This window comes from Chthonobacter albigriseus (assembly GCF_013839445.1).
GTDB lineage: Bacteria > Pseudomonadota > Alphaproteobacteria > Rhizobiales > Pleomorphomonadaceae > Chthonobacter > Chthonobacter albigriseus.
In genome coordinates this window covers 230,530-243,482 of sequence record NZ_JACDIT010000003.1, presented here as the reverse complement: position 1 = coordinate 243,482, position 12,953 = coordinate 230,530, and the positions used below count along the sequence as shown (strand labels likewise).

Here is a 12,953-nt window from a genome sequence, read left to right as displayed (position 1 = left end):
GGCGATTTCCAGATGCCGCTTCCGGCCCGCGCCTGCGGCCGGCTATCCTCGCGCCGGTGCAGCGCGTTGCCGGCGAGCGTGCCAATCAGATCGTCCGAAGGAGAGTTTCGTGAAGGATCAGCCATTCGTTTCCCTGCATGACGGAAACAGCATCCCGCAGGTCGGGCTTGGCGTCTGGCAGACGCCGAACGACGGCGCTGCTGCCGCGGTCCAGGCGGCTCTTGCAACCGGTTATCGGCATGTCGACACGGCCGCGATCTACGGTAACGAGGAGGGCGTCGGCCAGGGTCTTCGTGCCGCGGGGCTGCCGCGCGACGACGTGTTCGTGACGACCAAGGTGTGGAACGACAGCCAGGGGTTCGACAGCACCCTGAAGGCGCTGGACGACAGCCTGACGCGGCTCGGCCTCGCTTACGTCGACCTCTACCTGATCCACTGGCCGGCGCCGCGCCGTGGTCAGTTCGTGGATACATGGCGCGCGCTCGGCCGGCTGCAGGCCGAGGGCCGGGTTCGATCGATCGGCGTTTCTAACTTCGAGGTGGAGCACCTGGACCGGATCATCGAGGAGACGGGCGTCAAGCCGGTGATCAACCAGATCGAGGTCCATCCTCGCTTCCAGCAGCATGCGCTTCGCAGGGCCCACGCCGAGCGCGGGATCGTCACGGAATCGTGGAGCCCGCTGGGGCAGGGCAAGCTGCTGGCGGATCCGGTGATCGGCGAGATCGCAAAGAAGCACGGCAAGACGCCGGCGCAGACAATCATCCGCTGGCACATCGACAACGGCCTGGTGGTGATCCCGAAGTCGGTGACGCCGAGCCGGATCCGCGAGAACTTCGACGTGTTCGGGTTCACGCTGGACAAGGACGACCTGGCGCGGATCGCGGCGCTGGATGCCCCCGACGGGCGGATCGGGCCGAACCCGATGACCGCGACGTTCTGAACGCGGCTGCAGACGTGAAGAAAGGCGGGCCCGGTTTCGGACCCGCCCTTTTCTGTTGCCCTCGACTGACGTCAGCGGGCGGCGAATTCCCGGCCGATCTTCAGGAAGAGGGTCTCGCCGGAGGAGTCGTCCGTGCCGTCGTTGTCGGTGACGACGTAGGCCTCGCCGGCCGGGTCGACCGCGAAGCCCTCGACCTTGTCGAGGATGTAGCCGTTGGTAGCCGCAAGGTCGGGGATCAGGTCGCGGACGATGCGCTTCTCGACGAGCGGGATGTCGGTGGCGCCGACCGGGGCCGGCTGGAGACCGGCCAGCGAGACTTCGGTAAGTACCTTGAGCGCGGCCTTGCTGCCGATCTGGTTGTCGCGCTCGATGAGGACCAGCTTGTCGCCGACCGCGGTGATCTCGGAGAGGCCGACCCAAGCCCCGTCAGCCGCCTTCTCCAGGGGATAGCGCACCACGCCCCAGGCCTTGGTGGCGGGGGTGTAGGCGAGGAGCATCACCTGGCCTTCGGGGTCGCCCTTCCATTCGCGCTGGACGGCGAGCCAGACGGTTTCCGCATCCCCATCACCGACAACGGCGACGCCTTCAAGGCCGTTGCTGGTCATGCCGGCGACGAGGTCGGCGGGGAGTTCGATCTCCTCCTCGATCGCGCCGTCCGCGGCAACCTTCAGCAGCAGGTTCTTGAGCTCGTTCTTGACGTGTCCCTCGGAGGCAAGCCAGAAGCCGCCGGCCGGGCGGGTGGCGATGCCCTCCAGGTCGAGCTTTTCCGCCGGCGCGCCGGCACGGATCACGAGCGCCTCGGCGGTGATCGCGGCCGGGGTCCGGGTGGCATCGATCGTCAGGATCCGTGGGGCGGCGGCGAAGACGCTGTCGGTGACGGCGTAAAGCCTGCCCGCCGTCGTGGTATCTGCGGCAAGGCCGGAAAGCGCGCCGAAGGGGATCGGCTTGCCTGCGGTGTTATCCGCCACGAGGGTCGGGTAGGAGGCCGGTCCTTCGCCGCGGGCGTAGATCATGACATGGGCGCGCACGCCGCCGTCCTCCACGAGGTCGGTCTCGTTGGCGGTGACGAAAAGGTTGCGGCCGGGCAGGGCGAGGAGACCCTCGGGGCCGATGCCGGAAGGGAGCAACTGGACGAGCTCCGGCGCCCCGCCGGTGTCCTTGTAGACGGCGACGAGGGACGCGCGCTCTGACCCTACGAAGATCAGGCGATCGTCGCCGTAGGTGCCGGCCTCGACACCTTCGATCTCGATGCCCTTCTTGTTGCGCTTGTCGTTGTAGTGGCCGATCGCGATGGCGGCGTGTTCCAGGGACGCGCCGGCTTCGTAGGCGACCGTGCCGTTCTTGTTCCAGATGGTGAAGCCGCGCGAGCCGCCCTCGTAGTCGCCCTCGTTGGCGGTGGCGAAGCGGTTGTCGTCGATCCAGACCGCACCATCGGGTTCGCGGAGCGCGCCATCGATGGCGCCGGAAAGGTCGATGCGGCCGTCCTTCTTGGTGTCGATGTCCTTCAGGTCCACGGCGCCGGCGGAGAAGTGGGCGGTGACCTTGGCGGCGGCGAGGTCGACGATAGCGATATGGTTGTTCTCTTGGATCGTCACCACGGCTTCGTTGAGGCCGTTGATGGAGACGAACTCGGGCTCCGGATCATCGCCGGCGACGGCTGCGAGGCCGGTCATGTCGACCTGCTTGAGGGTCGCGCAGTCCGGCAGCCCGTCCTTCAGCGTGAGCACCGCCAGAGAGCCGGCGGGAAGCTGCGGGATCTTGCCCTCGTTGAGATCCTCGTCGCGCTCGTTCTCGATGGCGATGGCCATCACGCTCTTGTCGGGAGCGACGGCGACCGAGTCGGGCTGGCCGCCGAGGTCGCAATTGGATTCCACGGTCTTCGTCGCGATGTCGACCACCGCGAGGTGGCCGGACGGCGCGGTCTTGGACGCTGAGGTGACGACGCCGACCAGTGCCTTGCCGCCGACGACCTTCACGGACGTGGGCTCGCCTTCCAGCTTGACGAAGCCGCCGGCCTTCGGTGCGGAGGGGTCGGCGATGTCGACGAAGCCAAGGCCCTTCTGCGGGCTGTCGGTGTAGACCAGCGTCATCCCGTCTTCCGTGGCGCTGATGATCTCGGCCACGGATTCGGAGCCGCGGTCGGCCTCGGAGAGGTTCAGCGTCGTTTCGAAGCTGGAGACGCGGTTGAACATCTCGGCTGCTTCGGCGCCGAGGCTGGTGGACGCGAGCAGTGCTGCCAGGAGGCCGCCGGCCAGGGGGAATCGCATGGATGAACTCCGATCGCGAGGAAGAGACATGCGTTCTTCGGCGCCCGCCGTGAAGCGCAGATGACGGCAGCGTGACGGTTGGATGACGGAGCGGGGCGGCGCAGCGGCCGCGGCGCAGCTGCGCCGGTCGCGTGTAGCCGCGTTCGAAGCGACGAACCGATCCGGACGGCTCGGGATTGGATGAATATTCAGCTAATTCATCTTGACAGGGTGGGTGCCGCATCGCACCATTCAGCGGTCGGTCCGGATCGCTACCGGGCCAGGGGACATGCCCGGGCGGGCGCCAGCTTTCGCCGCCGCCGGGCCGGTCTGGACGAGGGAGGCGGCTGCACGGCCGTCGCGTCGTCCCGTTCCGCGATCCCGACACATCGCCTCACTCCCCACGCGGGCCAACACCGGCTGCGTTCCGATCGTGCGCGCTGGCGCATGTTTGTGCGCGCCTGAAGGATCAGACATGACCGACCATCACCTGGCTGCCGGCGCGTCCACCTGCCACTGGGGCTTCTTCGACGCAGCGCTGGAGCCCAAGATCCGGATCAAGAGCGGCGACACGGTGACCATCGACACCGTGACCGGCGCGCCGGAGCACCTGCCGCCGGACGGCGGCTTCCACATTCCGCCCGAGGTGCTGGAGGTGCACAAGCACGTGCCGCCCAAGCTCGGGCCGCACATCCTGACGGGTCCGGTCTACGTCGAGGGTGCCAAGCCCGGGATGGTGCTGGAGGTGCGGATCCTGGACGTGAAGCTGTTCCAGGACTGGGGCTTCAACGTGATCATCCCGACGCTCGGCACGCTGCCCTACGACTTCGACGAGGTGACCTACCACGTGATCCCGCTGGACGCGGAGGCGATGACCGGCACGCTGCCCTGGGGGATGAAGCTGCCGCTGAAGCCGTTCTTCGGCGTGATGGGATTGGCGCCGCCGCCGGCCTGGGGGGCGGTTTCCTCGGCGCCACCGCAGCCCTACGGCGGCAACCTGGACAACAAGGAACTGGTAGCCGGGACCACGCTCTACCTGCCGGTGTTCGCCGAGGGCGGCCTGTTCTCCTGCGGCGACGGGCACGGTGCGCAGGGCGACGGCGAGGTGAACGTGACGGCGATCGAAACGGCGCTGACCGGCACGTTCCAGTTCATCCTGCACGAAGACATGTCCCTGGCCCGGCCGCGTGCGGAGTCGTCCACCCACTACATCACGATGGGCCTGGATCCGAGCCTGGACGAGTGCGCGAAGGTCGCGCTGCGCGACATGATCAGCCTGATCACCGAGAAATCCAGCCTCAGCCGGGAGGACGCCTACATGCTCTGCAGCCTGGCGGCGGACCTCCGCGTCACGCAGACGGTGAACGGCGTCAAGGGCATCCACGTGATGCTTGAGAAATCACTCATTCCGACCTGATCGCCAGCCCGGATACACCGACGATGACCAGACCCAAGGTGCGCATCGCGCATGTGGCCGGCCCGACCGCCACGATCCAGAACACGCCGCCGCTGGTGACCTCCAACAAGGCGCGGACTCGCCACGGGCTCGACCCGCGGCCCAACCCGGACGGCTCGCCGGCCGCCTTCGACGCGCTGCGGCCGCAACGGCTGGCGGCGCCCGCGACGGTCTACGTGGAGCAGTTCAGCGCGCACCCCCTGGAGAAGGACGCGGCCGATCTCTACGGGCCGCCGGACGGCTATATCGGCGCGGACGGCGTGTTCAGCCGCGAGCGGATGTCGGCCGACGACAAGGCGGTCTACGAGGTGCGGCTCGATCCGGCGGATGGGCTCTATCCGCTGCCCTATATGGCGGTGCAGAAGGACGGCTCGCCTTGGGAGGAAGAGTGCGTGGCGCCGGGCAGCGCGCTGGCGCGGCAAGGCTTCTTCCCGGACGGCTCGCGCAGCTTCGAGGAGATCGACCGGCTGTCGGTGTCGATGGACGGCGTCGCCAACGTGATCTCGTCGATGGCGGAGGTGTCGTTCTACCGTGGCCTGCCGCCGGGCGGCTTCACCAAGGGACTAACGGCCGCCGAGCGCGCTGACGTGGGCGATGGCGAGATTCCGCCGGAGCGTATGGGGCACGACTTCTTCGCCTACAAGCCGTTCCACCTGGCGCAGTCGCCGCCGCGGCCGGCGTTGGCGCGGGCCACCAACGCCCTTCAGGCGGTGGCCGACAGCGGCCTCTACGACGGCATCATCTGGACGCAAGGAAGCCCGCAGATCGAGGAGACCGCCTACTGGTTCAACCTCCTGATCGACACCAAGCTGCCGATCTGCGGCAACGCCGCCCAGCGGCCGCAAGGGCAGCTGAGTGCGGACGGGCCCGCGAACATCGTGGACAGCGTGCGCTACATCCACTCCGGCATCTGGGCGGACGGAAACGGGCACAACCGCGCGGGTATGGTGGTGATCCAGGAGCAGCAGTTCTTCGCCGCGCGCGAGGTGATGAAGGTGGACGCGCGTCCCGGCGGCTATGTGGCAACGGGCGGGCATGGCGGCATCCTGGGGCAGGCGAGCCATACGGGCGCGGTGTTCCTGATGTACCTGCCGGCCTACAAGCACACCTACCTTTCTGATGTGAAGCTGACCAGCCTGCCCACCAGCGTGACGGCGGCCAAGGTGGTCGACGGGGTGGTGACGGGGGTGACCGTGGCGGTGAAGGACGCCGACGGCCGGCTGCTGGCCGACGCGATCCCGTCGGTCTCGATCACCAAGGACGGCAGCTACACCGCCGAGGAATTCGGCGACGATCCTGGCGCGGAAGGCGACCTTCTGGCTTTGGTGGCGCACAAGCTTTCGCTGGGGCGGCTGGGCGGGTTCGTGCTGGAGGGATTGGTGCCCTACGGCTCGACGACGTCGGAGCTGCGGCAGGGAATCCTGCACCGGGCGATCTTCGCGGGCCTGCCGTCGGTGCGCGTGGGACGCGGCAGCCCGGAGGGATTTGCCGATCCGCACCCGTATTTCATCGCCGGTTCGAACCTGACGGCGACCAAGGCGCGGCTGCTGCTGATGGCGTGCCTCTTGAAGTTCGGCAGCCTGCCGATCGCGGCCGATCCGGCCAACCCGACCGAGGCGGAGAAGGCGGCGACGCGAGCCGCCGTGGCGCGCTACCAGGCGGTGTTCGACACGCACTGAGGGCGGGTTGCGAGGCGGCGGCCGGACGAAAGTCCCCGCCGCCGGGATGCCGGGGCGGGGCCGTTCAAAGGCGAGGTGCGCGTGTTCGGAGACGCTCGGACCTGCCGCCGTCAGCCTTCCATGATCTCGGTGAGGAGACGGCGGAGTTCGTCGAGCTTGGCGGCCGGGATCTGGCGCTGGAGACGTTCCTCCTGCGCGGTGGTGATCCGGTCGAGGCGGCGGAACAGCGTCTTACCGCCGGGGGCGATACGGATCAGGACACGACGGCGATCGGACGGGTCGGGCGCACGGAAGACGAGCCCGTCGGACACCATGCGGTCGACGATCTTGGTCAGCGTGGTCGGCTCGATCAGCGCCTTGGTTGCGAGCTCGCCCATCGGGCGGCCGTTGGCGCTGTTGAGCACCTCCAGGATGCGCAACTGCTCGATGGGCACGCCGGCCGGTCGAAGGCGCTCCTGCAGTTCGTCCTCGAGCTGCTTGTTCACCGTCGCGATGATGTAGGCGAGTTGGTCACTCAAACGGCTCTCGGCCATGCGCAAGCTCCTGCCCCGGACGCCTAAAGGTCCAAACTTCATCCTTTCAGCTTGGTGGGTTAATAGCGTTCCGCCGCAACAAGGGCAAGAGGAACGCGTGCGATTCCTCGCTTGTGCGTATTTTGGTCTAGACGATGGAGCTGCAGCGTGCCGACCGATGCAGGGGCGCGCACGGATCGCCGGTGTAACGGATATCTCCGGGCGACGGTGTCGAAGGGTCGACGTCGTGGGGCATCGGCTCTCCGGTGGATGGAGGGCAACCCACTGACCTTCCCGCCGGACCTCCCGGGCCACGGCGGGCGCACCGCTTCATCGCGTGCTCAACAGTTGAAGGTCGAGGCCATCGGCGGCGAAGAAGTGTGTCGAAAGCGCGCTGCGGCCGATCGCGGGCGGGATGAGGTCGCGGATGCGATCCCGGTTGCGAGAGCGCGCCAGGAACTCGGCTCCGGCGCGGCGGCCCGTGCTGCCGGCGGCCTTCGCCACCGCGGCGGCGAGATGGATCCCTTCGTAGGAGGACTGGCCGAAGACGGAGACCTGCGGCGCGTGCTCGCCATAAAGGCTGTGGTAGAGCTCCAGCAGCCGGGCGGTCTCCGCGGTGCGGGCCGACGAGACGAAGGTGGTGGCGCCGTAAAGGTTTTCGCTCGCCTCCGACCCAATGCCGTAGAGCACGTTCTCGTCGAAGCCGAGGGCAAAGCGCAGGATGTGGGACGACAGGCCGGACTCGCCGAAGGTCCGGTTGAAGCGCACAAGCTCCTCGCCCAAGAGGAAGATGACCAGCACGTCGGGCTTGAGACGGCGGATGTCGTCGATGCTTTCCGTGTGGTCGGCACCGAAGGGGATCTGCATCTCGCCCACCACCCGTCCGCCGGCGCGGTTGATGATCGCACTCGCCGTGTCCATCGCCCGCTGGGGCCAGACATAGTCGTTGGCGACCAGGCAGAAGCGGCGCGCTTTCCTGTTGTCGACGAACCAGGGGAGGGTGGAGCGCATCAGGCTGCCGTCGGTGGCGCCGATGGCGACGGTGGTCGGGGCGGCTTCGCCGCCCTCGTACTGGGGCGTGTAGAAGTAGGGCACCCGGCCGGCGAGGCGGTTGCGGATGGCGGTACGGACGTTGCTCGGATGCATGCCGACGACCGCGTCGACCCCGGCGATGTCGACCATGTCGGCGGCGACGCCGACGGCCTCGGTTTCGGTCCAGCCGGGATCGGCGACCGTCAACTCGATGTTCCGGCCCATCACGCCGCCGGCGGCGTTGATCTCCGCTGCAGCCAGAATGGCGCATGCCTCCGAGGATGGTCCCCAGATGCCGGCGGGACCAGTTCGCGAGATCAGCACACCGATCTTCATTCGACAGCTCCTGCGGTCGCGGACGGGCTTTTTACGGCCCAGGTATGCGGAGCGGTCCTCCCTGGAACGGACGCGCCGTTGTCATGCTGACGCGCTTCATCCCGCAAAGCCCCACGCAGGGCTGCGTTGGCCGTTTTGCAAAGACCGTGCCGCCCGCGGTGGCCAGAAGGTCGCGGGCAGGCATGGCCAGGAGCCGGCATATCCAGGTGGAAGCGAGCGAAACTGGGCCGGGCCAGCCGGCTCCGCCCGCGGCACCGACCGTGCAGGCGGCAACTGCCCAATAAACGCGCCCCGGCGCTGTCGAAATAAACTTGAAATATGGAATAACGCGTTGTGAAATGAAATCCGAGGCGGCTGCTGAGGCCGGTGGTCGTGGTGACCGCCTGGCCCGTCTGCGCCATTGGAGGACAGCCATGGACCTGCACTACACGAGCCTTCTGGATGTCTCGAAGTCGATCAAGTCGGGCGCCGTCTCGCCGGTGGAGGTGACCGAGGCGATCCTGAAGCGGATCGAGGCGCACGACGGCAGCCTGAAGAGCTATACCACCGTGCTTCCGGAGCGGGCGATGAGCCAGGCCAAGAAGGCGGAGGCCGAGATCGCCGCCGGCTTCTGGCGCGGGCCGCTGCACGGGGTGCCGATCGCTGTGAAGGACCTCTGCGACACCACCTACGCGCCGACCGCGGCGGGGATGTACATCCACAAGAACCGGATGGCGAACAGCAACGCGACGGCGGTGGAGCGGCTGGAGATGGCCGGCGCCATCATGCTGGGCAAGCTGACGATGACCGAGGGCGCCTTCGGCGCGCATCATCCGAAGATGCCGACGCCGCGCAATCCGTGGAACACGGACTACTGGACCGGCGCGTCGTCGTCCGGGTCCGGTGCGGCCACAGCGGCGGGCTTCTGCTATGCCTCGCTCGGCTCGGACACCGGCGGCTCGATCCGCTTTCCGACGGGCGCCTGCGGGCTCTCGGGCATGAAGCCGACGTGGGGGCGGATCAGCCGGGCGGGCGTCTGCGACCTGTCGGAGTCGCTCGACCACCTCGGTCCGATGACGCGGACCGTGGCCGATACTGCGGCCGTGCTGGGTGTGATCGCGGGCGCCGATCCCAACGATCCGACCGCGGCCAAGGTGCCGGTGCCGGACTATCTCTCCGGTCTGTCCGGCGGGATCCGGGGGCTGAAGATCGGACTGGACGAGACGTGGGTCTACGGCGGCACCGACCCGGAGGTGGCGGGCGTGCTGAAGGAGGCGATCGACATCCTGATCGCGCTTGGCGCGACGATCGTGCCGGTGAAGTTCCCGGACACCACCGGGATGGCGCAGGCGTGGACGGATCTTTGCGCGGTTGAGACCGCGATCGCCCACGAGGCGACCTATCCGTCGCGCAAGGACGAGTACGGCCCCGAACTCGCCGGGTTCATCGAGACCGGGCGGAAGGTCGACGCCTTTAGCCTGGGCAAGGCGCAGATCTTCCGCAACGAGTTCAAGGGCAGCCTGGCGGCGCTGTTCGAGATCGTCGACGTGCTGATCTGCCCGATGATGCCCTACAAGATCCCGACGCTGGCCGGCTGGGACGAGGTGATGAAGGGCGACTTCGGCGACTACCTCAAGTTCACGGGCGTGTTCAACTTCACCGGCAGCCCGAGCGTGATCATGCAGGGCGGCTTCGACAGCCGCGGCATTCCGATCGGCTTCCAGCTGATCGGGCGGCCGTTCGAGGAGGCGCTGCTCTTGAAGGCCGGGCATACCTTCCAGACGGTGACGGACTGGCACACCAAGAACCCGGTGCTCTGAGGCCGCGGTACCGGCGACCGGGGCGGCAGCGCTCCGGCCGCCCTCACGCGCGGGTCCGCGCATTCGGACGAAAAAAGACCCCGCTGACGTCGTCAGCGGGGTTTCCAGTTTCAGGGGAGCCAGGAACAGGGGCGGGCGTCAGACCGGCGGGCGCTTCAGGTGCCAGTCGGTCGCCTGCTGGTAGGCGTGGGAGGCGGCCAGGAGGAGATCCTCGGAGAGGTGCCGGCCGACCAGCTGGAACCCGATCGGGCGGCCGTCGGCGGTGAAGCCGCAGGGGGACGTGACGGTCGGGCTGCCGGTGGCGTTGAACACTGCAGTGAAGCGCATGAAGGAAGCCATGTCGCTTTCCACCACGTCCGTTACTTCGTCCCAGGTCGGCGTGCCGGCCTTGTTGACGGCCATCACGATGGCGTCGACGCCGGCGAAGGTCTGGGCGAGGAGGCCCTTGTAGCGATCGCGCTCGAAGGCGTTGCGGGCGAGGGTGAGCGGATTGGCGGCGATGCCGCCGTCGATACCGGCCTTCAGCCACTTGCCATAGTGCTCGGCCTTGGACGGGTAGGTTTCCCGGTGGGCGTAGGCGATCTCGGCGAGCTGCGCATCGAGCAGCCGCTCGAAGAGAGGGGCGGTGTCGGGGAAGGCGATGTCGACGATCTCGGCGCCGAGGTCGGCGAGCGTGTCCACCGCGGCCTTGGTGGCGGCGAGCACCTCAGCCGTGACGCCGCCCGCGATGTAGGCCCAGTCGACGCCGATGCGCAGGCCACGCAGTCCGAAGACGCCGGCTAGCGCCGCCTCATAATCGGGCACGGGCGCGGAGAGCGTCGTGCCGTCGAGCGGGTCCCAGCCGGCGATGGCCGTGAGCATGGCGGCACAATCGGCTGCCGAGCGGGCCATCGGGCCGAGGGTGTCGTAGGAGGCGGCGAGATCGAAGCTGCCGGCGCGGCTGACGCGGCCCCATGTGGGCTTCAGGCCGGTGACCGAGCAGCTGGCGGAGGGAAAGCGGATCGAGCCGCCTGTGTCCGAGCCGATCGAGGCAAAGCAGAGGCCGGCGGCGGTGGCGACGCCTGATCCGGAGGACGAGACGCCGGTCCAGAGGTCGGCACGCCACGGATTGGTGGGGCGCGGAAACTCCGGGTGGTGCTCCAGGGTGGCACCTTCGGTCATGTGGAGCTTGCCGAGAAGCACGGCGCCGGCGGCGGCCAGGCGGCCGACGATGGTGCCGTCCGCCTCCGGCACGAAGCCGCGGTGGATCGACATGCCGGCCGACGTGGTGATGCCCTTGGTGTTGCAAAGGTCCTTCAGCGCGATCGGAATGCCGTGCATGGAGCCGCGGTACTGGCCGGCGCGGATCTCAGCCTCGGCCTTGGCGGCCTGCTTCAGGGCGAGGTCCGGCGTGACGGTCAGGTAGCTGTTGAGGCCGGGATCGACGGCTTCGATCCGGGCCAGCATGGCGCGGGTGAGTTCGACGGGCGAGAGCGCGCCCGACTTGATGTCGGCGGCGGTCTCGGCGAGCGATCGGGTGCAGAGGTCGGTCATGGCGCGGGCCTCAGGCGTTGAACGGGATGGGCGGGCGCTTCAGGTGCCAGTCGGTCGCCTGCTGGTAGGCGTGCGCTGCGCGGAGCAGCTTCGCCTCGGAGAGGTGCGGGCCGACGAGCTGGAAGCCGACGGGAAGGCCGAGGCTGGAGAAGCCGCAGGGGAGGGTGACCGTGGGCGTGCCAGCCATGTTGAAGGGGCCGGTGTAGCGCAGGAAGGCCGACACGTTGTCCATGAAGCTGTCGAACTCGTCGTAGCGGACGCCGACGCCGGGGAAGACGGGCACGATGATCGCGTCGACGTCGAGGAAGGTGCGGGCGAGCTTGCCCTTGAAGATGTCGCGGTCGATCTGGTGTCCGGCGTATTTCACGGGGTCGTAGACGAGGCCGGCGGCGACGGCTTCGCCGAGCAGCTTGCCGAAGTCGCCGGGGGCGGCCTTGTAGGCGTCCTCGTGGAAGGTGGCGGACTCCACCTGGCAATAGGCGAGCTGGCCGTTGGCGACGGCGGTGACGTCCGGCATGCGGAAGGGCTTCAGCTCGGCGCCGAGCGACTGGAACACCTCGGCGGCGGCTTCGATCAGCGCAACCGTCTCGGCGTCGTTGCCCTCGCCGATGTAGCTCATGTCGACGCCGATGCGCATGCCGCGGGCGCCGAAGACGCCGTCGATCTCGGCGAGATAGTCGGGCACCGGAGCCGTGAGGCTGGTCGGGTCGTTGGGGTCGTAGCCGGCGAAGGCGCCGAGCATGGCCGCGCAGTCGGCTGCGGACCGGGCCATCGGGCCGATGGTGTCGAGGCTTTCGGCCAGCGGGAAGGCGCCGTAGCGGCTGACGCGGCCCCAGGTGACCTTGACGCCGGTGACGCCGCAGGCATGCGAGGGGAAGCGGATGGAGCCGCCGGTGTCGGTGCCGATCGAGGCGTAGCAGAGGCCGGCGGCGGTGGCGACGCCGGATCCGGAGGACGAGCCGCCGGGCCAGTAGTCCTTGTTCCAGGGGTTCAGCGGGTTGCCGAGGTCGCGATGGTGCTCGCCGAAGGCGCCTTCGTGCAGGTGCAGCTTGCCCAGCATGACCGCACCGGCGTCGTTGAGGCGCTTGGCGACCGTGCCGTCGTGGTTCGGAACGAAGTCCTTCAGCACGCGCATGCCGAAGGTGGTCTTCACACCCTTGGTGAAGCAGAGATCCTTGATGCCGATCGGAATGCCGTGCATCGGGCCGCGATAGCGGCCGGACATGATCTCGGCCTCGGCCTTTTTGGCCTGATCCATGGCGATGTCGGCGGTGACGGTGATGTAGCTGTTGAGGTCGCCGTCGAGCGCCTCGATGCGGTCGAGGAGTGCGCCGGTCACCTCGACGGGCGAGACGTCGCGGCGCCGGATGGCGCCAGCGACGTCGACCAGCGACTGGTAGTGCAGGTCTTCCATGGTTCG

The 12,953-nt window shown here is 68.2% G+C and carries 9 protein-coding genes; 4 read left to right on the top strand and 5 right to left on the bottom strand.

Annotated features, from left to right (window positions below; translation table 11 throughout):
- Window positions 1-109: 109 nt before the first annotated feature.
- Window positions 110-940 carry an aldo/keto reductase gene (locus tag HZ321_RS11400; protein WP_181702458.1) on the top strand — a complete coding sequence of 277 codons (831 nt, stop codon included), beginning with the start codon at window positions 110-112 and terminating at the stop codon, window positions 938-940.
- A 71-nt stretch (window positions 941-1,011) separates the two neighbouring features.
- On the opposite strand, the gene HZ321_RS11395 is transcribed toward HZ321_RS11400, so the two are convergent.
- Entirely contained in the window at window positions 1,012-3,207 is a 2,196-nt protein-coding gene (locus HZ321_RS11395; protein WP_181702457.1) for an esterase-like activity of phytase family protein, read from the bottom strand.
- Between the two features lie 454 nt (window positions 3,208-3,661).
- Between HZ321_RS11395 and HZ321_RS11390 the strand changes: the two genes are divergently transcribed.
- On the top strand, window positions 3,662-4,603 hold the full coding sequence (locus HZ321_RS11390) for an acetamidase/formamidase family protein (RefSeq protein ID WP_181702456.1): 942 nt from the start codon (window positions 3,662-3,664) through the stop codon (window positions 4,601-4,603).
- A 23-nt stretch (window positions 4,604-4,626) separates the two neighbouring features.
- A complete protein-coding gene (locus tag HZ321_RS11385) occupies window positions 4,627-6,321 on the top strand; it encodes an asparaginase domain-containing protein (protein ID WP_181702455.1) in 1,695 nt (564 codons plus the stop codon).
- 110 nt (window positions 6,322-6,431) lie between these two features.
- Here HZ321_RS11385 and HZ321_RS11380 read toward each other — a convergent pair whose 3' ends face one another.
- Window positions 6,432-6,854, bottom strand: coding sequence for a MarR family winged helix-turn-helix transcriptional regulator (locus HZ321_RS11380; protein WP_181702454.1), 423 nt, complete (start codon window positions 6,852-6,854; stop codon window positions 6,432-6,434).
- A 309-nt stretch (window positions 6,855-7,163) separates the two neighbouring features.
- Complete coding sequence (locus tag HZ321_RS11375) at window positions 7,164-8,201, bottom strand: substrate-binding domain-containing protein (RefSeq protein ID WP_181702453.1); 1,038 nt, start codon at window positions 8,199-8,201, stop codon at window positions 7,164-7,166.
- Window positions 8,202-8,614: 413 nt separating this feature from the next.
- Between HZ321_RS11375 and HZ321_RS11370 the strand changes: the two genes are divergently transcribed.
- A complete protein-coding gene (locus HZ321_RS11370) occupies window positions 8,615-10,000 on the top strand; it encodes an amidase (RefSeq protein ID WP_181702452.1) in 1,386 nt (461 codons plus the stop codon).
- Between the two features lie 138 nt (window positions 10,001-10,138).
- Here the strand turns inward: HZ321_RS11370 and HZ321_RS11365 are convergent, their stop codons facing one another.
- Together HZ321_RS11365 and HZ321_RS11360 are read right to left on the bottom strand one after the other, a co-directional pair.
- Window positions 10,139-11,533: an amidase gene (locus tag HZ321_RS11365; protein ID WP_181702451.1), complete on the bottom strand. Its 1,395-nt coding sequence runs from the start codon at window positions 11,531-11,533 to the stop codon at window positions 10,139-10,141.
- 10 nt (window positions 11,534-11,543) lie between these two features.
- Complete coding sequence (locus HZ321_RS11360) at window positions 11,544-12,947, bottom strand: amidase (RefSeq protein WP_181702450.1); 1,404 nt, start codon at window positions 12,945-12,947, stop codon at window positions 11,544-11,546.
- Window positions 12,948-12,953: the final 6 nt, after the last annotated feature.

Excerpts from the sequence above, each read along its gene's own strand:
- HZ321_RS11395 (WP_181702457.1), bottom strand. The coding sequence starts at position 3,207 with ATGCGATTCCCCCTGGCCGGCGGCCTCCTGGCAGCACTGCTCGCGTCC.
- HZ321_RS11390 (WP_181702456.1), top strand. The coding sequence starts at position 3,662 with ATGACCGACCATCACCTGGCTGCCGGCGCGTCCACCTGCCACTGGGGC.
- HZ321_RS11385 (WP_181702455.1), top strand. The coding sequence starts at position 4,627 with ATGACCAGACCCAAGGTGCGCATCGCGCATGTGGCCGGCCCGACCGCC.
- HZ321_RS11380 (WP_181702454.1), bottom strand. The coding sequence starts at position 6,854 with ATGGCCGAGAGCCGTTTGAGTGACCAACTCGCCTACATCATCGCGACG.
- HZ321_RS11375 (WP_181702453.1), bottom strand. The coding sequence starts at position 8,201 with ATGAAGATCGGTGTGCTGATCTCGCGAACTGGTCCCGCCGGCATCTGG.
- HZ321_RS11370 (WP_181702452.1), top strand. The coding sequence starts at position 8,615 with ATGGACCTGCACTACACGAGCCTTCTGGATGTCTCGAAGTCGATCAAG.
- HZ321_RS11365 (WP_181702451.1), bottom strand. The coding sequence starts at position 11,533 with ATGACCGACCTCTGCACCCGATCGCTCGCCGAGACCGCCGCCGACATC.
- HZ321_RS11360 (WP_181702450.1), bottom strand. The coding sequence starts at position 12,947 with ATGGAAGACCTGCACTACCAGTCGCTGGTCGACGTCGCTGGCGCCATC.